Genomic DNA, 26,360 nt, shown 5'->3' on the forward strand with positions numbered 1-26,360 from the left:
ATGAATTCGATGAAAGTACAAAATATAGTTGAGTGGTTTTGGCTAATTGTTAAGTATACTTTAGCTGGACTAAGCATCGCTCTTATTATTCGTGGCTTTTTCTTAATCCCTGTCCCTGTAGAAGGTATTTCGATGCAAAATACGCTAACACAAGGCGATTTTGTACTAATGGAAAAATTTTCCGACATTGAACGTTTTGATGTCATTGTTTTTCAAATGGCAGATGGTACAACTTATATTAAGCGTGTAATTGGTATGCCAGGTGACACTGTCAGTTATCGCAATGATCAACTTTACATTAATGAAGAAGTTGTAGAAGAGACCTTTTTAGAAGAAAATCTCGCTCATGACGAAGAGAGAATTCCTTTTACAAATGATTTTGAATTTGAAGAGTTGATGGGTGTTAAAAAGTTAGGAACAGGTAGCTATTTTGTCTTGGGGGATAATCGTCGGATGTCAAAAGATAGCCGTTCGTTTGGAGCAATCTCAGAAGAAAACATTATCGGAAAAGCGCGGATTGTTTATTATCCTTTAAAGCGAGCGCATTTTGTCTAATCGTGATGAGCAGTTTCATTTGGAACTGCTCATCGTTTTTTTGGTAAATCACTCATGAAAGAAGCAGGTCATTAAAAATTATGTTACAATATGATGCGATGCAAAATGACTAAATGAAATATATAGGAAAGTAGGAGCGTTTAATGACGATTCAATGGTTTCCGGGGCATATGGCAAAAGCCCGTCGAGAAATAAGTGAAAAATTAAAATTCGTTGATATAATATTCGAGGTAGTTGATGCGCGCTTACCCATTTCATCACGCAATCCAATGTTGGATAAATTATTACAACAAAAACCTCGTTTAGTTTTAATTAACAAATCGGACTTAGCAGACGCTAAGCAAACAAAATTATGGGAGCAATACTTTGTGAAACAAGGGGCTTTTACTTTAGCGATTAACGCGCATGAAAATAAATGCGTTAAAGAAATTATTAGTAAAGCTAAAGAAGCATTAAAAGAAAAAATAGAGCGAGACCGCAATCGTGGATTAAAACCACGAGCGATTCGAGCAATTGTAATTGGAATTCCTAACGTAGGGAAGTCAACATTGATGAATCGTTTGGTTGGAAAGAAAATTGCTCAAACAGGTAATAAACCAGGAGTTACAAAAGGGCAGCAATGGTTAAAATCAGGCAACGAGTTGGAGTTGTTAGATACACCGGGAATTTTATGGCCACGTTTTGAAAACCAAGAAATTGGTCGCAAATTAGCCCTTACAGGTGCGATTAAAGATCAGTTGCTTCATTTAGATGATATTGCAATCTATGGCTTAGGCTTTTTCGCTCATTATTATCCATCGGTAGTAATGAAACGTTATGGCTTAACAACCGATGATCTAGCTTTATCCGGTCCTGATTTATTAATTTTAGTTACAAAAAAACTTGGTTTTGGTGAAGACTTCGAACGTGGCAGTGAACGAGTTATTATCGATATCCGCCAAGGAAAATTAGGTGCTTATACGTTAGATAGAGCGGAAGAAATGAGTGTTGAAGATGGAGAAGCCTGAATCGATTGCTCAAATTAAAGCTCGATTAGCGGAAATTGAGGATGCTAGTCATCCTTATGTTGGTAGCTTACGTTTAGACGCACGTCAGGGAATCCAAAAACTGCTAATTCAATTTGATAAAAAAATTGAAAAAGCCCATCAATTGGTAGCTAAGTACGAAGAAATGTTACTTTTTGAAAATGCCGCTTTTGAAAAGGGGTATCGTTTCATTGCGGGCATTGATGAGGTTGGTCGCGGGCCGCTAGCTGGTCCGGTTGTAGCAGCAGCAGTAATTTTAGCACCAGATACACGAATTTTGAGTCTAAATGATTCCAAACAATTAAGTGTTAAACATCGCGAAGTTTTAATTAAAGAAATTAAAGAAAAAGCTTTGGCGATTGGTATTGGAATTGTCGATCCAGCAGAAATTGACCAAATTAATATTTATCAAGCAAGTAAAAAAGCGATGATTTTGGCAGTCCAGCAATTGTCTACAACACCCGATTGTTTATTAATTGATGCGATGAATTTGCCACTTGAAATTGCGCAAGAGAAAATTATTAAAGGTGATGCGCGTTCGGTTTCGATTGCTGCAGCAAGTATTGTTGCCAAGGTCTATCGTGATCATTTAATGCAAGAATATGACCATCAATTTCCAGGTTATGGCTTTGCTAAAAATGCAGGATATGGCACAAAAGAGCATCTAAACGGATTAGAAAATCAAGGAATTACGCCCATTCATCGTCGCAGTTTTTCACCCGTTTCAAATTATCTTAAATAATAAAAATATTGACTTTCTTTCTGCGAATATACAGTCAAATAGACGCAGGAAGAGGGTCATTTTTTTGACTAAAATGTCAGATTTGGAAGAATTGTTATTGAAATTAACTTTTTGTGAAGGACTTAGTATTGTTGGAAAATGGAAAGTTTTAGAAGTAGCGTTACAACTGGAATATACTAGTTTTTCAATTGATGAAATCATGGATATTACGAACTATCAAAAGAAAAAGGGGACCTTACAGGCAAGTTGGCAATCGCTATCATTAGATCAATTAAAAGAGAAAATGGCGATGCAAAAAGCTGTTTCATTTTTTTCTGATTCCTATCCAGCAAGTCTAAAGCATACTGACTATCCACCGCTTTATTTATTTTATGAGGGGCGTTTAGAATGGCTGGATTATCCATCGATTGCTATGGTAGGCGCTCGTTTGGCAACTCCTTACGCTAGTCAAGTTTTAACAAAAATCATTCCGCGATTAGTTGAAGAGAAGCGAGTAATCGTCAGTGGATTGGCAAAAGGCGTCGATCGTTTTAGTCATGAGTTGGCGATTCGTTCCGGTGGTAAGACGATTGGTGTTGTCGGTTGTGGTCTGGATATTTGCTATCCACGAGAGGTAAGTGATTTATTTTTTGAAATGAAAAAAAACCATTTAATCTTAAGTGAGTATCCCTTAGGAACTCCGATTAAACGATATCATTTTCCGATGCGTAACCGAATTATTGCAGGATTATCAGACGGTACTTGTGTCGTTGAAGCAAAAGAACGTAGTGGCTCTTTAATCACGGCCCAACTTGCTTTAGAGGCAGGAAAAGAAGTTTTTGCGGTCCCCGGAGAAATTTTAAGTGGTCAATCAAATGGTTGCCATCATCTGATTCAAGATGGTGCCAAATGCGTTTATCGTATTGAAGATATTTTAGAAGAATTACCGCAATATTGATTCGATAGATAAAAAAGTTTGATTTCCTTTCTTGACAAAATATTCTCTTACCGATATGATAAGCTACGATTTGTTGTAATCAAACAAGTGGACTATTATATAGTAGGAATTTGTTTTTGAAAGGAGTCAAAAATGGTATGGCTTATAAATATTTAGTAATTGTAGAATCACCCGCAAAAGCAAAAACAATTGAAAAATATTTAGGAAAAAATTATAAAGTAGTGGCTAGTGTCGGACATGTCCGCGATTTACCAAAAAGTAAAATGGGAATTGACGTCGAAAATAATTATGAACCCCATTATATTTCAATTCGAGGTAAAGGCGATGTAATTAAAAGTTTACGTTCGGCAGCTAAAAAAGCTGAAAAAGTTTTTCTAGCAAGTGACCCGGATAGAGAAGGAGAAGCCATTGCTTGGCATTTATCATTTTTATTAGGTCTTGATTTAAACGATAAAAATCGCGTGGTATTTAATGAAATCACTAAAGATGCGGTTAAAGCTGCTTTTAAAGAACCGCGCTCAATTGACGTTGATCTTGTTGATGCACAACAAGCACGTCGAATTTTAGACCGTTTAGTTGGCTATTCGATTAGTCCGATTTTGTGGCGGAAAGTTAAAAAAGGCTTAAGTGCAGGACGTGTTCAATCAATCGCTTTAAAAATGATTGTCGACCGAGAAAAAGCCATTCGTGTCTTTAAACCAGAAGAGTACTGGAGTTTAGATGGTAACTTCCAAAAAGGCCGTAAGAAATTTAAAGCCAATTTCTGGGGTGTCGACGGTAAAAAGACCAAATTGCCGAATGCTGCTAGCGTAAAAGAAATTACGGATCGCTTACAATCCAAAGAGTATGAAGTTAAAAAGGTTGAGAAAAAAGAGCGCAAACGTCAAGCAGCAGCGCCATTTACGACAAGTAGTCTACAACAAGAAGCCGCGCGTAAGTTGAATTTCCGTACGCGGAAAACGATGATGGTCGCACAACAACTTTATGAAGGAATTGCTTTAGGTCGTCAAGGAACAGTCGGACTAATTACTTATATGCGTACCGATTCAAAACGAATTTCTGATTCAGCTAAAGCTGAAACAGCGACTTTTATTGAAGAACGCTATGGGAAAGAATACGTGGCTCATCAAATTAAAGCCTCAAAAAATACCCAAGGCGCGCAAGATGCCCATGAAGCGATTCGTCCAACGAGTACATTGCGTACCCCTGAGGAACTTGAAAAGTACCTAGACAAAGACCAACTGAAGCTTTATCGTCTTATTTGGTCACGACTAGTCGCAAGTCAAATGACACCGGCTGTTTTTGATACGATGAAAGTTACTCTAGAGCAAAATGGTGTCGTATTTATTGCTAATGGCTCAAAAATTAAGTTTAAAGGTTTTATGCAAGTTTACGTTGAAAGTCGTGATGATGGTAAAGAAGAAAAAGATAATATTTTACCAGATTTAGAAGTTGGTGAGATGGTGACATCTGTTGATATTGAGCCAAAACAACACTTCACACAACCGCCTGCTCGTTTTACTGAGGCGACTTTAATCAAAACTTTAGAAGAAAATGGTGTCGGGCGACCATCGACCTATGCACCGACTTTAGAGACAATCCAAAGACGATATTACGTTAAATTGTCTCAGAAACGCTTTGAACCGACGGAGTTAGGTGAGATTGTCAATTCAATTATTGAAGATTTCTTTCCACAAATTATTGATATTCACTTTACCGCGGAAATGGAAAATAATTTAGACGCGATTGCTGATGGAAATGAAGATTGGGTGAAAGTTGTTGATCGCTTTTATCGCCCGTTTGAAGTGGAATTAGTTAAGGCAGAAGAAAATATTGAAAAAATTCAAATTAAAGATGAACCAGCAGGCTTTGACTGTGACCTTTGCGGCAAACCAATGGTCATTAAGCTTGGACGTTATGGTAAATTTTATGCATGTAGTAATTTTCCAGAATGTCGCAATACAAAAGCAATTGTTAAAGAAATTGGTGTAACTTGTCCAAAATGCCACGAGGGCCAAATTATTGAACGTAAATCAAAGAAAAATCGTTTGTTTTATGGCTGTAATCGATACCCTGAGTGTGATTTTGTTTCTTGGGATAAACCAATTGGACGCAATTGTCCAAAATGTGATCATTACTTAGTTGAGAAGAAAGTCAAAGGTGGCAAACAAATTATTTGTCCAAATGGCGACTATGAGGAAGCAGTTCAAAAATAAATTCTAGACGATAAGGAGAATCCTATGAAACACGTAAATGTAATTGGAGCAGGACTGGCAGGAAGCGAGGCTGCTTGGCAAATTGCTCAAGCAGGTGTTGCCGTTCATTTATATGAAATGCGTCCAAAGAAAATGACGGATGCACACCATACTGAAAATTTTGCCGAATTAGTTTGTTCAAATTCCTTACGCGGAAATAGCTTAGCTAATGCGGTTGGTGTTTTAAAAGAAGAAATGCGCCGCTTAAATTCAGTTGTGGTTCATTCTGCCGATGAAACGGCTGTTCCTGCAGGAGGCGCTCTGGCTGTCGATCGTGATTCTTTTTCAGAGGTTATTACGAAAAAAGTCAAAAGTCATCCATTAGTAACGGTTTTTGAAGAAGAAGTGACCGAAATCCCTGAAGGAGTGACTGTGATTGCCACAGGTCCATTGACATCGGAGCCTTTGTCAAAAGCCATTCAAGTCTTTAATGGATCAGAAGGGTTCTATTTTTACGATGCTGCTGCACCGATTATCGATCAGTCAACGATTGATATGGATAAAGTCTACCTAAAATCGCGTTATGATAAGGGTGAGGCCGCCTATTTAAATTGCCCGATGACGAAAGAAGAATTTGAAGCATTCCGTGATGCCTTATTAACTGCTGAGGTGGCGCCACTCAAAGAATTTGAGAAAGAAATCTTTTTTGAAGGTTGCATGCCAATCGAAGTGATGGCTAGTCGTGGACCGAAAACGATGTTATTTGGACCGATGAAGCCAGTCGGTTTAGAAGATCCCAAAACGGGTAAACGTCCATATGCGGTGATTCAGCTTCGCCAAGATAATGCCGTAGCGTCACTTTATAATATTGTTGGTTTTCAAACACATTTAAAATGGGGCGAACAAAAACGTGTCTTTCGTATGATACCTGGCTTAGAAAATGCCGAAATCGTCCGTTATGGCGTGATGCACCGTAATAGCTTCATGAATTCACCAGAATTGTTGCAACAGACCTATCAATCGAAAAAACGTGAAGACTTGTTCTTTGCCGGTCAAATGACAGGTGTGGAAGGGTATGTTGAAAGCGCAGCAAGTGGTTTGTTAGCAGGGATTAACGCAGCCCGCTTAATCAAAGGCCAAGAGCCAATTATCTTACCACAAGAAATGGCGATGGGTAGTCTTGCTTATTATATTACTCATGCATCAGGAAAACATTTCCAACCGATGAATACAAACTTTGGCTTATTCCCTGAGTTGCCCGAACGGATTAAAGATAAAAAAACACGCTATGAAGCCTTAGCAAATCGCGCCTTAGAAAATTTAGCAGCGATTCAATCAGAACTAATTCAAGAATAAATTTTAAAGAGCACCTTTAGTCGTAGATTTTCTTACGACTAAAGGTGTATCTTTTTTGTTTGCTCGGATAGTTCTTGAATAGTTGAAATACTTGCGATATGATTTTATAAAGGGGTGTGAGTAGCGTGATTCAAGACTTTTTGAACGAGTTAACTAATTATCTATCAGGGCAGTCGTTTTCCATTCAATTGATTAGTTGGTTAGTGATTATTTTGTTGCTGATTGTGGGTTTTTACTTGTTAATCAGTTTACTTTTTTTCCCGTTTATGTATCTCTACAATCGTTTAACGGACAAAAATAAAAGTAATTCGCTCTCGAAAAAAGACGTACTACTAGGGAAGCTGACACTCAAAATTCATGGTGATTCGATAGGAGAGGTGATGGAAATTGGTAGCAAAGAAGCACGATCGACTTATCCAGCAAAATTCTTTCGAGAAAAAGATCGCTTATCAGGGTTGAAATTAGAAAAAGGTACAAACGTAATTATTATTGAATTTGATGATCAAGGGATAGCGTTGGTTATTGAAAATAAAAATGGATAAAGGGGCGATTTAAATGTTTCAAATCTTTGGTTTGTTAGAAAATGTATTTTTTTGGGCAATTGTATTAATTATAGCTTTGTTAGCTTTTCTAATGGCTCGTTACCGAATTGGAAAGCCGGACGAAGCACTGATTGTTACAGGTTCGTTTTTAGGTAAAGAAGGCATAAAGATTTTAAAAAATAGTGGTACTTTTGTTATTCCAATTGTCCAAAAAGCACATAAACTAAGTTTGTTGACGCATAAACTTGAAATCGGTACACCTGAAGTTTATACCGAACAAGGGGTTCCAATTTTAGCCAGTGCAACGGTTTTAGTAAAAGTTGGAAATAGCGAAGAATCGATTAAAACAGCAGCTGAACAGTACTTAGGTAAAACAACGATGGAACTTGAAGATGAAGCTAGAGAAGTCTTAGAAGGACATTTAAGAGCGATTTTAGGGACAATGACTGTTGAAGCCATCTATCGTAACCGTGATGATTTTGCTGAGCAAGTTCAACAAGTGGCTTCGACGGATTTAAGCAAAATGGGATTAGAGATAGTTTCATTTACAATTAAAGATGTAACCGATCCAAACGGCTATTTAGATGCACTCGGTCGTCCACAAATTGCTGAAGTGAAAAAGAATGCGGAAGTTGCTGAATCAAATGCCTTACGTGAAACAAGAATTCGTCAAGCGGCCAATGAACAGTTGGCACAACAAGAAGAGATTCAACGTAGAACCGAAATAGCTGAAGCCAATAAAGATATGGCTTTAAAACAAGCGCAATATAAACAAGAGCAAGAAGTTGCCGATGCGATTGCAGAACAAATCGCTACAGGAGAACAAATGAAAGTTCAATTAATTGAACAAGAAAAGAATATTGAAATTCAAGCAAAACAAGCGGAACTTGCTGAAAAAGAATTGACAGCTACTTTAAGAAAACGGGCGGAAGCGGATAAGTATGTGGTAGAACAAAATGCTTTGGCTGAAAAAGCTAGAGAAATTGCTAAAGCAGAAGCTGAAGCAGCTAAAGTTCGCTTGGCGGCTGAAGCCGAAGCAGAACGGATTGCGAAGTTAGGTCAAGCCGATGCGCAACGGATTGCCAAAGTCGGACAAGCTGAAGCTGAGAGTCAAGAAAAAATGGCGGTTGCTCTACAAAAATTAAACGAAGCCGGTATTTTAATCGAGTTTATTAAAGTTTTACCAGCCATTGCTAAAGAGGTTAACGCACCAATTAGCAATATTGATAAGATTGTAAGTTTTGGTAGTTCAGGTGATGTCCATGAAATGGGTGAAGCGGGTTTAGCTCGGACTTTTGAAACGATTAAGGAGACAACCGGTCTTGATTTGGTTCAATTAATTAATGAGTCAATGGCTGTAAAACAGGGGAATAAAGAACTCGTTGCTGCTGTTGAACAGAGGGGGCAATCGTCTGAAAGATTTGCCGAATAAATGCACGAAAAGTTCGTAAAATAGTTGTCGAAATTACTTTAAACTAGTAAAATCGACAACTATTTTTTATTGAAAGCATTTAAAAAATTTCATGAAAAATGTGTTATATCAAGCATTTGGAACAATTATGAGGAGAAGATGAATTAAATGTGTCCAAAGTTGAAAAAATTGCTTAAATTCTGACAATTCATTTGAAATTTTTTATTTGCTATGCTAATCTGTAGAATGATTAGGATGGAGGACGCAAATGATAACACGAGATTGGGTACAAGAATTTATGCGTTATTTGATTGTAGAACGGGGCTATTCTGATAAAACACGCATTGCTTATGAAAAGGACATTCATGACTATCAATTATTTCTAGCAGAAACGGGTAATGAGTCTTACTTATCGGTTGACTATCGTGATGTTCGAATCTATTTAGGTTTCTTAACGAATGAAAAAAAATATAGTCGCAATACGATTAATCGTAAAATGGCGAGTTTGCGTTCTTTTTATCAGTATTTATTACGGCAAGAAGTTCTCTCTGAAAATCCCTTCAGTTATGTGCATCTAAAGAAACAAAATCAGCGTTTGCCCCATTTTTTTTATGAAAAAGAAATGGAGATGTTGATACAAAGTGTACAAGGCAATGAACCGCTCGAGCAAAGGAATCGAGCCTTACTTGAAATTCTTTACGGTTCTGGATTACGTGTAAGCGAATGTAGCGAGTTAACTTTATCGATGGTGGACTTTAATCTTTCGGTACTGCGCATCATTGGTAAAGGCAACAAAGAACGTTATGTCCCTTTTAACGAAGCCACCAAGAAGGCGTTGTTGACGTATATGGAAGCTGGTCGAAGAGAATTGATGACACAACATCAAGCGAAGCATGATTATGTTTTTGTCAATCATCTAGGCGAACAACTGACAGCAAAAGGGATTTCCTATGTTTTAAATCAAGTAATTAAAAAAGGGAGTTTGGATTTACAAATTAACCCTCATAAATTACGGCATACATTTGCCACACATTTGTTAAATAATGGTGCCGACATGCGAACCGTTCAAGAATTATTAGGGCATGAGAATTTATCGACGACCCAGATTTATACGCATGTGACAAAAGAAAGTTTACAAAAAAATTATCGACAATTTCATCCAAGAGCTTAATTTGGAGAAGATGAAATATAAAGGAGCAAAAGTTATGAAACCAGAATTTCATTCAACAACTATTTGTGCTATTGAAAAAGATGGCCAATTTGCAATGGCCGGTGATGGTCAAGTGACAATGGGAGAACAAATTGTGATGAAAGGCACGGCTAAAAAAGTTCGTCGTATTTATAACGATCAAGTCGTTGTCGGTTTTGCCGGCAGTGTAGCAGATGCTTTCACTTTAGAAGGTAAATTTGAAGAAAAATTAAATGAATACAACGGTAACTTGCAAAGAGCAGCGGTCGAGTTGGCGCAAGAATGGCGGACAAAACAATCCATGCAAAAATTAGAAGCGATGTTAATTGTGATGAATGACAAAGAAATGTTGCTTGTTTCAGGAACAGGTGAAGTGATTGCACCAGATGATGGCATTTTAGCGATTGGTTCAGGTGGTAATTATGCATTAGCAGCCGCTCGTTCGATGAAGCAATATGGAGCAGATGGGTTAACGGCTAGTCAAATTGCTAAAAATGCTTTAAATGTCGCAGCGGACATCTGTGTCTTTACAAACCATAATATTATTGTGGAGGAATTTTAATTATGATGAATCAAAATATTTCACCAAAGGAAATTGTTGCGGAATTAGACCGCTATATTATTGGTCAAGAAGCTGCAAAAAAATCAGTTGCCGTTGCCCTACGCAATCGCTACCGTCGTCTACAGCTTGACGAAGAGATGCAACAAGAAGTAACACCTAAAAATATTTTAATGATTGGGCCAACAGGGGTTGGGAAAACAGAAATCGCGCGTCGTTTAGCCAAAATTGTTCAAGCGCCATTTGTTAAAGTGGAAGCAACAAAATTTACTGAAGTAGGTTATGTCGGCCGTGATGTTGAATCAATGGTTCGTGATCTAGTGGAGCATGCGATTCAAATTGTGCAAAAAGAGCAATTTTCACGTGTACGTGTTCGGGCAGAAAAAAAAGCGAACCGTCGCCTAGCCAAAGTCCTTGTACCAGGTATTCGTAAGGAGCAAAAAAAATCAGTTAACCCTTACGAACAAATGATGACGATGTTCAATCAAGTGCAACAGCCGGAAGAAGCTAAAGAAGAGTTAACGGATGAAATTCGTAGTAATCGACAATCAATTTATGAACAACTTGAAAAAGGCATGCTCGATACGCGGGAAGTTACGATTGAAATCGATGAACCAAAAATTAATGCACCATCAATGAATAACGGTTTAGAACAAATGGGAATTGATATTAATGAAACACTAGGTGCTTTAAAACCGCGTAAAAAAATTGAGCGCACAGTAACTGTGAAGGAAGCTCGTGAATTATTAATTCAAGAGGAATCTTCAAAAATGGTCAATGATTCCGATATCAATAGCGAAGCACTCCGTCTCGCGGAATCAAGTGGAATCATTTTTATTGATGAAATCGATAAAATTACTTCAAAATCGCAACAATCAGGTGAAGTCTCACGTGAAGGAGTACAACGTGATATCTTGCCAATTGTTGAAGGTTCGCAAGTAAATACTAAATATGGTGCCATTCATACGGATCATATTTTATTTATCGCTTCAGGAGCCTTTCATTTATCCAAACCAAGTGACTTAATTCCTGAATTACAAGGTCGTTTTCCGATTCGTGTGGAATTGGATGATTTAACGGCTGCTGACTTTGTAAAGATTTTAAAAGAACCAAACAACGCACTCGTAAAACAATATATTGCTTTACTTGGAACCGAAGGAATTAAAATTACCTTTACTTTGGAAGCTATCGAGCGTATTGCGGAAATGGCGTTTCAAGTCAACCGTGATACTGATAATATTGGTGCTCGTCGCCTACATACCATTTTGGAAAAACTTTTAGAAGACTTGTTGTTTGAAGCGTCAGAAATTCAACTGGCTGAGATTACAATTACGGAAGCCTATGTTGATGAAAAGTTAGCTGCAATTGCTAAAAATGAAGATTTAAGTCGCTACATACTTTAATCAATGGGGGAGTAAAAATGAGTACACTTTTAGAAAAGACTAGACAAATTAATGAGTTGCTACAACAAAAGAATACTTTTGATTTAGCAACGGATTTGCCTTATGATAAAATGGCGATTATTTTAGGGGATATTTTGAACAGTAACGCTTATATTATTAGTAAAGATGGTACTTTGTTAGGATTTAACGAAAAACATGATGTCAATAATGATCGTGTGAAAAATATGTTTATCGAAAAACAATTTCCTGAAGTCTATACGGATATGGCTGACCGTTTGTTGAGTACCGAAGCCAATATTCCAATCACCAACGATTTAACCGCTTTTCCAGTCGAGACGCGCGAAATTTATCCAAATGGGGTTACGACAGTCGTGCCAATTTATGGAGCAGGCTCTCGTTTAGGAACAATTATTTTGTCGAGGATTGATCAATCATTTGATAATGACGCATTAGTGTTAGCTGAGTATAGTGCGACTGTAGTTGGGATGCAAATTTTATACCAACAATCAAGAAACATTGAAGACGCGGTGCGTAGTACAACAGCTGTTCAAATGGCAATTAGTACATTGTCCTACAGTGAACTTATAGCTGTTCAAGCGATTTTTAAAGCGCTAGATGGTGATGAGGGACGTTTAACGGCTTCTAATATTGCTGATGAAATTGGAATCACCCGTTCTGTGATTGTTAATGCCTTGCGCAAACTAGAGTCTGCAGGTATCATTGAGTCACGTTCTTTAGGAATGAAAGGGACATACTTAAAAGTGCTAAATCATCGCTTTAAAGAAGAGTTAAATAAAGCTTAAGAACATGTGAGGGGGTTTGAGAATGAAAGTAGTAATTGAAACAGACTATTTACAAGCAACAATTGATTCATATGGTGCAGAATTGCAGTCCTTATACAGCAAAGAACATAAAATTGAGTATCTATGGCATGGTGATCCAGAATTTTGGGGACGTCATGCACCCGTCTTATTTCCAGTCGTTGGCTCTTTAAAAGATCAGCAATATACACATCAAGGGAAAACGTATAAAATGGGACAACATGGTTTTGCTCGTGATATGGAATTTGCGCTCGTTGAGAAAAAACCAGATGAAGTGACATTTGTTTTAAAAAGTGACGAAGAAACCAAGGCGATTTACCCCTTTGATTTTCAGTTATTTATTTCTTATCAACTTGGCGGTGACGGGATTACAACCGCCTATCGTGTTGTGAATGAATCCGATGAGGAAATGTATTTTTCAATTGGCGGACATCCCGCTTTCAACGTACCTTTAGAAGAGGGTTTGACTTTTGAAGATTATTATTTAAAAACATCGCCGATGAAGTCTCGGATTCAAATACCGTTAGTTGGACCATACATTGATTTAGATAATCGCACATTGGGACAAACGAATGCCTCCATCGCTTTTACGCGTGATTTATTTAACAATGATGCGTTAATCTATGAAACGATTGGTTTGAATTCATTTTCAATTTTTAGCGACAAGTCGCCACACAGTATTACATTATCTTATAATAACTTGCCATTCGTAGGCATTTGGTCGCCTTATGGCAAAGAAGCTCCTTTTATTTGTATTGAACCTTGGTCAGGAATTGCGGATACAGTCGATGCTAGTGGGGAACTGAGTCAGAAATTTGGCATTCAAAAACTAGCAACGAATGAAGAGTTTTTGTCAAAATACGCAATCACAGTCAAATAAACAAAACGTTGAGTAAACGGATGTTTAGTATCCATTACTCAACGTTTCTTTATTTTTTTATTTGATTTAAACCAAAGGGTACTCTACTCTCTGTGCCGTTTTTTATCCGTGAAATATTATCTTTGTGGCGATAAATGATAAAGGTTGAAACGCAGATGGCAATCACCGTTAGCAACCAATCTTGTTTCGGTAAAATAAAAGGTGCAATTTGAGGTGCCAAGACAGTTGCTAAGGTAATAATTACTGCGGCAACCATGCTTGAAAGACTGACCATACTTGTTACAAATAAAAGGATAATAAACAATAAGACAGAGAAGAAAAAGAAAACTGGATTATAAGCTAAGAGCATCCCAGCACTTGTTGCGACCGCTTTCCCACCTTTAAAACGGGCGAAAATAGGGAAGGTGTGGCCTAAAATAGCTGCGCAACCAAACCATAGAGGGTTAATATTATCTAAATGAAAAATAAATGGTAGTGAAGTTGCAAGCGTCCCTTTTAAAATATCCATAAATAAAACAATGGTGCCGGCCTGTTTGCCTAAAACACGAAAAGTATTGGTGGTACCCGTATTGCCGCTGCCAAATTGGCGAATATCTTTTTTGAAGAATAGTTGACCAATCCAGACCCCAGAAGGAATGGATCCTAGAAGATATGCGATAAAAAGAAATAAAATAATTTTCATAATAACTCACTTTCTAAAAAAATCTAGTCTAATCTTAGCACGAAAAAACACTTTCAACAATCCATTTCTTCAGAAGTTAGAAAAAGGAATCGGAAAAATTATACTGAAATCTTTTTGCGAATTATAGGTATTATGATGTATAATGATTCGAGTGATTTTATAGACAAAGGAGCGTTTGCTTTGGTAAAAAAGAATTTAACAGAATATAATGATGCTTCAATCCAAGTATTGGAAGGGTTAGAAGCTGTTCGAAAAAGACCAGGAATGTATATCGGTTCAACAGATAGTCGTGGTTTGCACCATTTAGTTTATGAAATTGTTGATAATGCCGTTGATGAAGTTTTATCGGGTTACGGCAATCAAATTGAAGTTGTGCTACATAAAGACAATAGTATTAGCGTTGAAGATTATGGTCGTGGAATGCCTGTAGGAATGCACAAATCGGGTGTTTCGACCGTTGAGGTTATTTTTACTGTCTTGCATGCTGGTGGAAAATTTGGTCAAGGTGGCTACAAGACATCTGGTGGTTTGCATGGTGTTGGTGCCAGTGTGGTAAATGCTCTCTCCCGTTGGTTGACCGTTTCAATTTATCGTGATGGTATTGAGTATTTACAAAATTTTAAAGATGGTGGAAAACCAGACGGGAAATTAAAAAAAGTTGGTAAAACAAAACGAGCGAATGGAACAAAAGTTCAGTTTTTACCGGATAAAAGTATTTTTTCAGTGACTAAATTTTCATATGATACACTCGCAGAACGATTAAGAGAGTCCGCTTTTTTATTAAAAGGGGTAAAAATTAATTTAATTGATTTACGTGAAAGTGAAAAAGTTGAAGAGCTCTTCCATTATGATGAAGGAATTTCAGCTTTTGTTGCCTATTTGAATGAAGAAAAAGACAGCTTAACACCAATTATGTATTTTTCAGGTGAAAAAGAAGGCATTGAAGTCGAAGTTGCGATTCAATACAATGATGGTTTCTCTGACAATTTACTTTCATTTGTTAATAATGTGCGTACAAGAGATGGTGGCACACATGAAGTCGGTATGAAAACAGCTTTAACAAAAGCGTTTAATGAATATGCTCGAAAAGTAAATTTATTAAAAGACAAGGATAAGAATCTAGAAGGCAGTGATTTCCGCGAAGGGTTAGCGGCCATTCTCTCGATTCGTGTGCCAGAAAATTTATTACAATTTGAAGGTCAGACGAAGGAAAAATTAGGAACACCAATTGCTCGTAGTATTGTCGAACAAATTGTGAGTGAACAGTTAGGGTATTATTTACTTGAAAATAGTGAAACGAGTCAAATGTTGATTCGTAAAGCTTTGAAAGCCCGCGAAGCCCGTGAAGCAGCACGTAAAGCCCGTGAGGAAAGCCGAAACGGTAAGAAACGTAAAAAAGGCGAGTCTCTACTTTCTGGAAAACTGACACCCGCGCAATCTCGTAATCCTAAAAAGAATGAATTGTACTTAGTCGAAGGCGATTCTGCCGGTGGTTCCGCGAAACAAGGACGCGATCGAAAATTCCAAGCAATTTTACCTTTACGAGGTAAAGTGATTAATACTGAAAAAGCAAAAATGCAAGACATCTTAAAAAATGAAGAAATTAATACAATGATTTATACAATTGGTGCTGGCGTGGGTCCAGAGTTTTCAATTGAGGATTGTAATTATGATAAAGTGATTATTATGACCGATGCGGATACCGATGGTGCCCACATTCAAGTTTTATTATTAACATTCTTCTATCGTTATATGAAACCACTAATTGAAGAAGGTAAAGTCTATATTGCTTTACCACCGCTTTATAAAGTTTCAAAAGGGACAGGTAAAAAAGAAGTCATTGAGTACGCATGGACCGAAGATGAATTGCAAGAAAAAATTCAAAAAATTGGTCGTGGCTACATGATTCAACGTTATAAAGGTTTGGGTGAGATGAATGCTGATCAACTTTGGGAGACGACAATGGATCCAGAAACACGGACTTTAATCCGCGTCTGGATTGATGACGCCGCACAGGCTGAACGTCGTGTAACAACTCTAATGGGGGATAAAGTACCGCCCCGTCGTAAATGGATTGAAAATAACGTCCAATTTACTTTAGAAGATTCGGTTGGTATTTTGGATAAAGAAGCCAATCGCCCAGCAACAGTAACTGAAAGTGAATTAATTGAAGAGTAGGAGAGATCACTAATGGCTGAACAACAAAATATTCAAGAGTTAACGTTAGAAGAAGTGATGGGTGATCGCTTTGGACGCTATTCAAAATATATTATTCAAGAACGTGCTTTGCCCGATATTCGAGATGGGTTAAAACCCGTTCAACGTCGTATATTGTATGCGATGCACAAAGATGGGAATACTTTTGATAAAGGCTTTAGAAAATCAGCAAAATCAGTCGGCAATATTATGGGGAATTATCACCCGCATGGAGACAGTAGTATTTACGAAGCAATGGTCCGGATGAGTCAAGATTGGAAACTTCGCGAAGTTCTAATTGAAATGCACGGGAATAATGGAAGTATGGATGGTGATCCGGCTGCGGCGATGCGTTATACGGAGGCCCGTCTTTCAAAATTAAGTGGTGAAATGCTAAAAGATATCGAAAAAGATACGGTTGACCTGGTTTGGAATTTTGATGATACGGAGAAAGAACCGGTTGTATTGCCGACACAATATCCAAATTTACTAGTCAATGGCTCAACGGGGATTTCTGCAGGTTATGCAACCGAAATCCCAACTCACAACTTGGCAGAAATTATCGATGGCACCATCTATCTTATTGATCATCCCAATGCTTCCATTGAAAAATTAATGGATTTTATCCCAGGACCAGATTTTCCAACGGGTGGTATTTTGCAAGGAAAAGAAGAAATTAGAAAAGCCTATGAGACTGGCAAAGGAAAAGTTATCTTACGTTCTAAAACAAAATTTGAAGACATTAAGGGTGGCCGACAACAAATTGTCGTTGAGGAAATTCCTTATGAAGTCAATAAAGCCAATCTTGTTAAAAAAATGGATGAGATTCGTCTAAATAAAAAAATCGATGGGATTAGTGAAGTCCGTGATGAAACCGATCGGACGGGCTTAAGAATCGTCGTTGAATTAAAAAAAGAAGCCAATGCAGAAGGTATTTTAAATTATTTATTTAAAAATACCGATTTACAAGTCAATTATAACTTCAATATGGTCGCGATTGATGAAATGCATCCCCGTCAAGTGGGGTTAAAACGCATTTTAGAAAGCTACATTTTACATCGACGTGAAGTCGTCTTAAAGCGGACGCATTTTGACTTGGCTAAAGCGAAAAAACGTCAACACATCGTTGATGGTTTGATGAAGGCTTTATCGATTTTAGATGAAGTCATTGTTACAATCCGCCAAAGTAAAGATAAAAAAGACGCCAAAGAGCAATTGATTTTACAACATCAATTTACTGAAGAACAAGCAGAAGCGATTGTTATGTTACAATTGTACCGTTTAACGAATACAGATATTACGCAATTACGTGCAGAAGCGAAAGAGTTGGCTGAGCGAATTGAAGAGCTGTCAAAAATTGTTGCAGAAGATTCAGAACTATTAAAAGTCTTGAAAAAAGAATTACGCGACATCAAAAAGCAGTACGGTAATCCTCGTAAAACAGAAATTGAAGCTGAAATTGAAGAAATTGTCATTGAAACGGAAGTGCTTATTATTCCGGAAGAAGTCATTGTGACGATTACCAAGGAAGGCTATTTGAAGCGCAGTAGTTTACGTTCGTACCAAGCCTCAAAACCAATTGAATTGGGAATGAAGGATGGCGATGAAGTCTTATTTGCCAAACAGTTGAACACGTTAGATCATTTATATCTAGTCACAACGAAAGGTAATATCATTTACCGTCCAGTCCATGAATTACCAGAAGTTCGTTGGAAAGAATTAGGTGAGCATCTGTCACAAACAATCACTACGACTTTATCGAACGAAGAGATTTTAGCCGTCTTTGATTTTAAAGAGTTACCTACTGATAAAACATTCTTGTTTATTAGTCGCGAAGGTTGGATCAAACAAACGAATTGTCTTGATTTTGCTCCAGGAAGAACCTATAGAAGCCGTGCTCAAGTCTGTATGACCTTAAAAACTCCAACCGATGAAATTGTTGATGTCTTTTTAATTGATCCAAATGAAGCACTCGATGTTTTCTTAGCAAGCCATCAAGCTTATGGCTTACGTTATGCAGTACAAGAAGTACCAATCGTAGGTGCAAGGGCTGCTGGAGTGAAATCGATGAATCTAAAAGAAAATGATTTCGTTGTGAACGGTCTAGTTGTTTATTCCGAAGGAGATTCACCAATCGTGATCATTAGTCAACGAGGAGCCGTTAAGCGCATGTTAGCGCAAGAAATCCCGCAAATGGGACGCGCTAAACGTGGACAAATGATTTTACGACAATTAAAGAGCAATCCACATCGTATTTTCTTTATGGGATTAGGGGAAAATCAAACCTATCTTGTTCAAAATCAAAAAGGAGAAGAAAAAACGTTACATACCAATGATTTCCCGATTGCTGATCGGACATCAAACGGTAGTTTTATTCTTGATGAAAAATCAGGTGGCGAAATCAGTGAGGTTCGTTACATGGACAGTTTTTCTCAATTAGAAAATGATTAACTGTTATAATTAAACAGCGAAACAGGCTCGATCTGTATCAATACAGAGAGGCCTGTTTTTTTATTTCGTGCAACCTTTATTATTTTATTCACGAACTATTTTATAAAATTATCACAAGTGAAAATCCTTTTAAATCAACTGTTAAAGTCGATTTATTCGCAGATAAACTAAATTTGCTCAATGAAATTTATTTATTGTCTTGCAAAAACGCTTTTTTGTGTTATACTATTCACGTAAAGCTGTTACATAAGAGAACAGAAAATAAGGAGGACCATTATTATGTCATCTGAAGTAAAAAATGTAGAGAATTTAAACAAAGCATGGGAAGGTTTTAAAGGCGGTTTGTGGGAGTCAGAAGTTGACACTCGCGGATTTATTCAAGCAAACTACACAGAGTACCGTGGAGACGATAGTTTCTTAGAAGGTATCGCACCAAGTACCGACAAATTATGGACAAAGTTACAAGAATTATTTGAGGTTCAACATGAACGCAATGGTGTTTATGATATGGATACAAATAATCCTGCAACATTAACTTCACATGCACCAGGATATTTAATTAAAGAAGAAGAAAAAATTGTTGGTTTACAAACAGACGTACCATTGAAACAAGCATTTCAACCATTCGGCGGTATCAACATGGCTAATGGTGCATTAGTATCAAACGGCTATGAAGTTGATGAAGAAATGCAAAAAATCTTTACTGACTACCGTAAAACACATAACCAAGGTGTTTTCGATGCTTACACACCAGAAATGCGTTTAGCACGTAAAAACAAAATTATTACAGGTTTACCAGATGCTTACGGACGTGGACGTATCATCGGTGATTACCGTCGTATTGCGTTATACGGTATTGATTTCTTGATGGAACAAAAGAAAAAAGATCATGATAATACTGGTAACAAAGTAATGACTGACGATGTTATTCGTTTACGTGAAGAAATCTCAGAACAATATCGTGCTTTAAATGACTTGAAAAAAATGGCAGCCTCTTACGGATTTGATATTTCACGTCCAGCTGAAAATGCACAAGAAGCAGTTCAATGGTTATACTTCGGTTACTTAGGTGCGATTAAAGCACAAAATGGTGCCGCAATGTCAATCGGACGTATTTCTGCTTTCTTAGATATTTATATTCAACGCGATTTAGAAAAGGGCGTAATTACTGAGTTTGAAGCACAAGAATTAATCGATCATTTAATCATGAAATTACGTATGGTTAAATTTGCTCGTACACCTGAATACAACCAATTATTCTCTGGTTATCCAATTTGGGCAACATTATCAATTGCTGGTATGGGAATAGACGGTCGTTCATTAGTTACAAAAAATGATTTCCGTATCTTACATACATTAACAAACATGGGACCTTCACCAGAACCAAACTTAACTGTTTTATATTCATCTCATTTACCAGAAGGATTCAGAACATTCGCCGCTAAAATTGCAAAAGAAAGTTCATCAATCCAATTTGAAAATGACGATTTACTACGCGCTAACTGGGGATCAGATGACTGTGCAATTGCATGTTGTGTATCTGCAACAGTAATGGGTAAAGATATGCAATTCTTCGGAGCTCGTGCAAACCTTGCGAAAGCAGTTCTTTACGCTATCAACGGTGGCGTTGATGAAAAAACAAAAATGCAAGTTGCCCCTAAATTCCGTCCAATGGAAGGCGAATCATTAGATTATAACGAATTCATGGAGCGCTTCAAAGATATCATGGACTGGTTAGCAGAATTGTATGTAAATACATTAAACGTTATTCATTACATGCACGATAAATACGCTTATGAAGCAGCACAATTAGCTTTAATGGATAGTGACTTAAAACGTACTTTCGCAACAGGTATTGCAGGTATTTCACATGCGGCTGATAGCGTAATGGCAATCAAACATGGTAACGTAAAAGTAATTCGTGACGAAGATGGCATGGCAATCGATTATGTACCACAAAATGAATTCCCAACATATGGTAACGACAATAAAGAGGCAGATGCAATGGCGAACTGGATTTTAGACTACTTCATGACACAAATTAAACGCCAACACACATACCGTAACTCTACACCAACAACATCATTATTAACAATTACTTCAAACGTTGTTTACGGTAAAGCGACTGGTAATACACCAGATGGCCGTCGTGCAGGTAAACCATTAGCACCAGGTGCGAACCCAAGTTACCAAGATGGCAAATTCTTAGGTGAGAAAAATGGTCTATTAGCATCATTAAACTCAACAGCTCGTTTAGAATACAAACACGCTTTAGATGGTATTTCAAACACTCAAACAATTAATCCAAACGGCTTAGGTAAAGATGAAGATACTCGTATCGCAAACTTACGAAACGTAATGGATGGATACTTTGACAACGGTGGTTACCACTTAAACGTGAACGTGTTTACAAATGAATTATTATTGGATGCACAAAAACATCCTGAAAAATATCCAAACTTAACAATTCGTGTTTCTGGATACGCTGTTAAATTCCGTGATTTAACTCCTGAACAACAAGCAGACGTTATTGCAAGAACTTCACACGATAAGTTATAATTAGTGTAATAAGGAAGGGTGACAGCCTTAGCTGATCACCCTTTTTGTAAATAGAAGGGGAGAGATTGTTATGACAACTCCAGTTATGGGGACGGTTCATTCTACGGAAAGTTTTGGTACGGTTGACGGACCTGGTGTACGCTTTATTGTGTTTACGCAAGGCTGTCGCATGCGCTGCCAATTTTGTCATAATCCAGATACTTGGAAAATTAATGATCCAAAAGCATCGGTTCGTTCAGCCGATGATGTTTTAGCAGAAGCATTGAAATATCGTCCATACTGGGGGAAAGACGGTGGAATTACCGTTAGTGGTGGTGAACCATTATTACAATTGGACTTTCTAATTGACTTGTTCAAAAAAGCAAAAGCTTTAGGAATTAACACAACGATTGATACATGTGGGAAACCCTTTACAAGAGAAGAACCATTTTTCTCTAAATTTACCGAATTGATGTCATATACTGATTTGCTTTTATTTGATATTAAGCATATTGATAGTCAAGGGCATAGAGAGTTAACGACACAAACAAATGATAATATTTTAGAAATGGCACAGTACTTATCTGAAATTAAACAACCTGTTTGGATTCGTCACGTCTTAGTACCAACTAAAACAGATTACGATGAATTTTTAATTCGCTTAGATGCGTTTATTAAAACGTTGGATAATGTTGATAAAGTAGAAGTCTTACCGTATCACACAATGGGCCGTTATAAATGGGCTGAGTTGGGCTTAAAATACCCACTAGAAGGAATTGAGCCGCCAACCAATCCTCGTGTCGAAAATGCTAAAAAATTATTGCATGTTGAAGACTACCAAGGTTATCTAACTCGTTAAGTTCATACAACCTTTTCTCTTTTTGAAAAGGTTGTTTTTTATGGATACGTATAGTATTATCTAAAATAATTTGCTATTATTAATGTTGAATTGCAAAGAATGGAGCGAGAATCATGTCAAAAATTTTAGTTTTTGGTCACCAAAATCCTGATACGGATGCCATTGGGGCAGCAATCGCATATGCGAACTTACAACAAACATTAGGAAAAGAAGCGGAAGCAGTTGCTTTAGGAACACCAAGTGAAGAAACACAATACGCTTTAGATTATTTTAAATTAGAAGCTCCTAGAGTAGTTGCTTCTGTAAAAGATGAAACTTCAGATGTGATGTTAGTCGATCACAATGAATTTCAACAAAGTGTTTCTGATATTGCAGAATTAAATATTTTGGCGGTGGTTGATCATCATCGTATCGCCAACTTTGAAACAGCCAATCCGTTATATTACCGTTGTGAACCTGTAGGCTGTACGAGTACAATCGTCTTAAAGCTTTATAAAGAAGCGAGCGTTGAAGTCCCACAAGCGGTGGCCGGAATGATGTTATCAGCGATTATTTCAGATACATTATTATTTAAATCGCCAACATGCACACCAGAAGACGTTGCAGCAGCGAATGAATTGGCTGAAATTGCTCAAGTAAATATTGAAGTCTATGGTTTAGCGATGTTAAAGGCAGGAACAAATTTAAGTGATAAATCAGTTGAAACATTAATTGATTTGGATGCGAAGAGTTTTACAATGGGTGATAAAGTGGTCCGTGTTGCGCAAGTCAATACGGTTGATTTAAATGAAGTGTTTGATCGTCAGGCAGAACTAGAAACAGTCATGGCGAAAGAAAATCAAGAAAAAAATTACGACTTGTTTTTATTAATTGCAACTGATATCTTAGCTAGTGATTCTGAATTACTCGTAATCGGCGAACCTGTCTCAAATGTTGAACAAGCTTTTGCAACAACATTAACGAATAATCGTGCGTTCTTACCAGGAGTTGTCTCTCGTAAAAAACAAGTGGTCCCTCAATTAACTGAAAGTTTTAATTAAAAAACAAGCACTTATTGTTTTGAAGCGAATAATTCTTCGTTTGGACAATAAGTGCTTTTATTTTTTAGTAGGAGATAAAAATGAAAATTTTAGTGAATGAAGCAAATCAAAAATTACAAGCACTTTTGCAAAATACGGTCTTTCAAGAATTACTTGTATTCATGGAAACTAGCGCAGAAGCACCAACTTTGCGTAAAATAAAAGAAAAAATTGCTCATCCGAAAATCGAGAAAATACTCGATGATTCAATCAAAGAGCAAGTAATTTTACGAGAAAATAAACGTTACTATTTAAATCTAGCAGTGGTTAATCAATCATTTAACCAAGAAGTCGATCAAGTAGCTTCGGACTTCGTTTTAGGTATGGTAAACTTTCCAAATGTTCAAAAAATGATAATGATTGAATCATTGTATCAAGCAATTGATTTTGAAACCCCAATTATTCTAACAGAAGATATACCTGTTGTTTACGCCGAGACAGTAGAATCAGATCTGCTCAAGGTAATTTCTTTTACAAATGATCTGTGGGCTTACAATTTACCGAATTTTTTTAAATACCAAAAACTTCAAATGACAAGACTGGAATTTAGCAATTTGGATAAATTACTAGGAGATGTCGATCCTGTATACTTTCTAGATCAAATATTTGTCATTATTGAAAAAATAATGCGTGGAGAACGTATCCGTAAGAGTATTTTTTTAACAGCACTTGAGGAGTTTGGTTATGTGGTATTCGACGAAAAGTGGATTTTAACAGTTGCGGTGATTGAAGAAGCCGATGTAGATGCGATTAATTTATTGATTCCTAGCTACGAAATGCTATCGCCTTTACATAAAAGACAAGTGTTAACCAAACTTGTAACAGATTTAGAATTATTCAATAAAACAGTGATGATAAAAAAATAATGAGGACTCTTTTTTAAAAAGGGCCTCTTTTTTTGTTTTGTTTTTGGTAAAAAAACGATAAGAATTTAATTAGAAACGTGTTATAATGTAGTTAGTATCACAAAAGAGAAATGAGGAGCAGTAGAAACGAAGGAGGGGTGTTATGGAAATACAAAGAAAAAGTGATGAGAAGGAAGTTAAAAAGTTTTTAACGGGTGAAAATTTTTATGCACAGCAGATTCTTGGTATACAACAAATAGGTGACCGATTTACGTTTCGTGTTTGGGCCCCCCATGCGCAAATGATCTGGCTTGTTGGTGATTTTAATGAATGGCAAAATACTTTGGATATGGAAAAGGATGAAGAATCAGGAATTTGGGAAGTTACGACAAGTATTCCAAAGGTAGGCGATTTGTATAAGTTTAATGTGCAACGTGCCGATGGGAGTCAAATAATGAAACTCGATCCATTTGCTACACGTTTTGAAAAAAGGCCAGGCACCGCGGCTATTGTTCAAATTCCTACGCCAAAAAAATGGCGCGATAATCTATGGCGTGGTCGACAAAGGCGAAGTGATCATTTTAAACGACCGATTAATATTTATGAAGTTCATGCGAGCTCTTGGAAGCAAAACGAAAATGGTCAACCGTATACATTTAAGGAACTGAAAGATACGTTACTCCCTTATGTGCAGAAAATGAAATATACGCATATCGAATTTATGCCATTGATGGAACATCCTTTAGGAGCTTCCTGGGGGTACCAGTTAACGGGTTTCTTTGCGCTATCTTCCTATTATGGAACACCAGAAGAGTTTCAAGACTTTGTAGAAGCCTGTCATTTGGCTAACATTGGGGTAATCGTTGACTGGGTTCCAGGACATTTTTGTTCGAATGAGGATACATTACCGTACTATGATGGTACGCCAACTTTTGAATATGAGGACGCAAATCGAGCGAAGAATTATCGATGGGGTGTTCATAATTTTGATTTAGGTAAACCACAAGTTCAAAGCTTCTTGATTTCAAGTGCTTTATATTGGATCGATACATTCCATATTGATGGTATTCGTGTTGATGCTGTCTCAAATATGCTTTATTTGGATTATGATGATGGCCCATGGACGCCTAATCATGAAGGTGGCAATCGGAATTTTGAAGGGTATTATTTCTTACAAAAGCTAACGTCTGTCTTAAAACAAGCACATCCGAATGTCTTATTGATTGCAGAAGAAAGTACTTCACATACACAAATTACTGGACCCATCGAAACGGGTGCTCTGGGGTTTGATTATAAATGGAATATGGGATGGATGAACGATTTGTTACGTTTTTATCAAATGGATCCCATTTATCGGAAGCATCATTTTAATTTAGTCACTTTTTCATTTATGTATTTATTTAATGAAAATTATTTACTCGCTTTATCGCATGATGAAGTAGTCCATGGAAAAAAAAGTTTAATGCACAAAATGTGGGGGGATCGTTACAATCAATTTGCTCATTTGCGTAATTTGTATGCTTTTATGTATGCACATCCGGGCAAGAAACTCTTATTTATGGGAAGTGAGTGGGGGCAATTTTTAGAGTGGAAATATGATCACGGCTTAGAATGGGTTGACTTAAACGATTCGCTTAATCAACACATGCAAAGATATACTACGCATTTGAATCAACTTTATAAAGAAGAGCGTTCTTTATGGGAAACCGATTATTCACCATCGACCATTCGCTGGGTTGCAGATGATCCAGAACAATCGATTTTATCCTTTATTCGCCAAGGGACTCGAAAAAAAGACTTTCTAGTTGTGGTAGTGAATTTAGTGCCAACGGAACGTCTTAACTTTAAAGTAGGTGTTCCATATGAAGGGGAATATCAGGAAATTTTGAATACAGAAATGGTTGATTTTGGGGGAACATGGGAAAAAGGGAATGGCGTTCAATCAACGATAGAGGAAGAATTTAAGGACTTTACGTACCAAATTAAGATCAATGTACCTGCATTAGGCATTTTATATTTTAAACCAATGAATAAAACAACACGAAATTCAACAGTGAAAGGGGGGAAGGAGTTGTAGTCAAATTTTGATTGCAAC

At 37.1% G+C, this 26,360-nt stretch carries 21 protein-coding genes; 20 read left to right on the forward strand and 1 reads right to left on the reverse strand.

Annotated elements, in window-relative coordinates; genetic code table 11:
- From lepB to ACFO3L_RS09240, 13 genes are all read left to right on the forward strand, one after another.
- A complete protein-coding gene (lepB, locus tag ACFO3L_RS09180; RefSeq protein WP_379966368.1) occupies window positions 1-555 on the forward strand; it encodes a signal peptidase I in 555 nt (184 codons plus the stop codon).
- Between the two features lie 143 nt (window positions 556-698).
- Window positions 699-1,562 (forward strand): ribosome biogenesis GTPase YlqF, encoded by an 864-nt coding sequence (gene ylqF / locus ACFO3L_RS09185; protein WP_379966371.1) that lies wholly within the window; start codon window positions 699-701, stop codon window positions 1,560-1,562.
- Window positions 1,549-2,322, forward strand: coding sequence for a ribonuclease HII (locus ACFO3L_RS09190; protein ID WP_379966374.1), 774 nt, complete (start codon window positions 1,549-1,551; stop codon window positions 2,320-2,322). The genes ylqF and ACFO3L_RS09190 overlap by 14 nt, the downstream gene beginning before the upstream one ends.
- A 73-nt stretch (window positions 2,323-2,395) precedes the next feature.
- Window positions 2,396-3,259, forward strand: coding sequence for a DNA-processing protein DprA (gene dprA, locus ACFO3L_RS09195; protein ID WP_379966510.1), 864 nt, complete (start codon window positions 2,396-2,398; stop codon window positions 3,257-3,259).
- Between the two features lie 137 nt (window positions 3,260-3,396).
- Window positions 3,397-5,475 (forward strand): type I DNA topoisomerase, encoded by a 2,079-nt coding sequence (gene topA, locus ACFO3L_RS09200; protein ID WP_379966377.1) that lies wholly within the window; start codon window positions 3,397-3,399, stop codon window positions 5,473-5,475.
- Window positions 5,476-5,499: 24 nt separating this feature from the next.
- The gene (gene trmFO, locus ACFO3L_RS09205; RefSeq protein WP_379966380.1) at window positions 5,500-6,810 is read left to right on the forward strand and encodes an FADH(2)-oxidizing methylenetetrahydrofolate--tRNA-(uracil(54)-C(5))-methyltransferase TrmFO; all 1,311 of its coding nucleotides are present in this window, start codon (window positions 5,500-5,502) and stop codon (window positions 6,808-6,810) included.
- Between the two features lie 125 nt (window positions 6,811-6,935).
- Window positions 6,936-7,352 carry a hypothetical protein gene (locus tag ACFO3L_RS09210; RefSeq protein ID WP_379966383.1) on the forward strand — a complete coding sequence of 139 codons (417 nt, stop codon included), beginning with the start codon at window positions 6,936-6,938 and terminating at the stop codon, window positions 7,350-7,352.
- Between the two features lie 13 nt (window positions 7,353-7,365).
- Window positions 7,366-8,784 carry a flotillin family protein gene (locus tag ACFO3L_RS09215; RefSeq protein ID WP_379966386.1) on the forward strand — a complete coding sequence of 473 codons (1,419 nt, stop codon included), beginning with the start codon at window positions 7,366-7,368 and terminating at the stop codon, window positions 8,782-8,784.
- A gap of 247 nt (window positions 8,785-9,031) precedes the next feature.
- Entirely contained in the window at window positions 9,032-9,934 is a 903-nt protein-coding gene (xerC, locus tag ACFO3L_RS09220; protein ID WP_379966389.1) for a tyrosine recombinase XerC, read from the forward strand.
- 34 nt (window positions 9,935-9,968) lie between these two features.
- A complete protein-coding gene (gene hslV / locus ACFO3L_RS09225) occupies window positions 9,969-10,514 on the forward strand; it encodes an ATP-dependent protease subunit HslV (protein WP_379966392.1) in 546 nt (181 codons plus the stop codon).
- Window positions 10,515-10,516: 2 nt separating this feature from the next.
- Window positions 10,517-11,914: an ATP-dependent protease ATPase subunit HslU gene (gene hslU, locus ACFO3L_RS09230; protein WP_379966395.1), complete on the forward strand. Its 1,398-nt coding sequence runs from the start codon at window positions 10,517-10,519 to the stop codon at window positions 11,912-11,914.
- A gap of 17 nt (window positions 11,915-11,931) precedes the next feature.
- Entirely contained in the window at window positions 11,932-12,717 is a 786-nt protein-coding gene (gene codY, locus ACFO3L_RS09235; protein WP_379966398.1) for a GTP-sensing pleiotropic transcriptional regulator CodY, read from the forward strand.
- Between the two features lie 22 nt (window positions 12,718-12,739).
- Window positions 12,740-13,615: an aldose 1-epimerase family protein gene (locus tag ACFO3L_RS09240; RefSeq protein ID WP_379966401.1), complete on the forward strand. Its 876-nt coding sequence runs from the start codon at window positions 12,740-12,742 to the stop codon at window positions 13,613-13,615.
- A gap of 49 nt (window positions 13,616-13,664) precedes the next feature.
- On the opposite strand, the gene plsY is transcribed toward ACFO3L_RS09240, so the two are convergent.
- The gene (gene plsY, locus ACFO3L_RS09245; protein ID WP_379966404.1) at window positions 13,665-14,297 is read right to left on the reverse strand and encodes a glycerol-3-phosphate 1-O-acyltransferase PlsY; all 633 of its coding nucleotides are present in this window, start codon (window positions 14,295-14,297) and stop codon (window positions 13,665-13,667) included.
- A 180-nt stretch (window positions 14,298-14,477) separates the two neighbouring features.
- Between plsY and parE the strand changes: the two genes are divergently transcribed.
- From parE to glgB, 7 genes are all read left to right on the forward strand, one after another.
- Window positions 14,478-16,475 (forward strand): DNA topoisomerase IV subunit B, encoded by a 1,998-nt coding sequence (gene parE / locus ACFO3L_RS09250; RefSeq protein ID WP_379966407.1) that lies wholly within the window; start codon window positions 14,478-14,480, stop codon window positions 16,473-16,475.
- A gap of 12 nt (window positions 16,476-16,487) precedes the next feature.
- Window positions 16,488-18,944 (forward strand): DNA topoisomerase IV subunit A, encoded by a 2,457-nt coding sequence (gene parC / locus ACFO3L_RS09255; protein WP_379966410.1) that lies wholly within the window; start codon window positions 16,488-16,490, stop codon window positions 18,942-18,944.
- A gap of 279 nt (window positions 18,945-19,223) precedes the next feature.
- Complete coding sequence (gene pflB, locus ACFO3L_RS09260; RefSeq protein ID WP_379966413.1) at window positions 19,224-21,503, forward strand: formate C-acetyltransferase; 2,280 nt, start codon at window positions 19,224-19,226, stop codon at window positions 21,501-21,503.
- A 70-nt stretch (window positions 21,504-21,573) separates the two neighbouring features.
- Window positions 21,574-22,341, forward strand: coding sequence for a pyruvate formate-lyase-activating protein (gene pflA, locus ACFO3L_RS09265; protein ID WP_379966416.1), 768 nt, complete (start codon window positions 21,574-21,576; stop codon window positions 22,339-22,341).
- 113 nt (window positions 22,342-22,454) lie between these two features.
- Window positions 22,455-23,381 (forward strand): manganese-dependent inorganic pyrophosphatase, encoded by a 927-nt coding sequence (locus ACFO3L_RS09270; protein ID WP_379966419.1) that lies wholly within the window; start codon window positions 22,455-22,457, stop codon window positions 23,379-23,381.
- An 80-nt stretch (window positions 23,382-23,461) separates the two neighbouring features.
- Window positions 23,462-24,286 carry a DUF1803 domain-containing protein gene (locus tag ACFO3L_RS09275; protein ID WP_379966422.1) on the forward strand — a complete coding sequence of 275 codons (825 nt, stop codon included), beginning with the start codon at window positions 23,462-23,464 and terminating at the stop codon, window positions 24,284-24,286.
- 142 nt (window positions 24,287-24,428) lie between these two features.
- Entirely contained in the window at window positions 24,429-26,342 is a 1,914-nt protein-coding gene (gene glgB, locus ACFO3L_RS09280; protein ID WP_379966425.1) for a 1,4-alpha-glucan branching protein GlgB, read from the forward strand.
- The last annotated feature ends 18 nt before the right edge of the window (window positions 26,343-26,360 follow it).

Origin of the sequence: Enterococcus eurekensis, assembly GCF_042654605.1 — a bacterium.
In the GTDB taxonomy this organism is placed as follows: Bacteria; Bacillota; Bacilli; order Lactobacillales; family Enterococcaceae; genus Enterococcus_I; species Enterococcus_I eurekensis.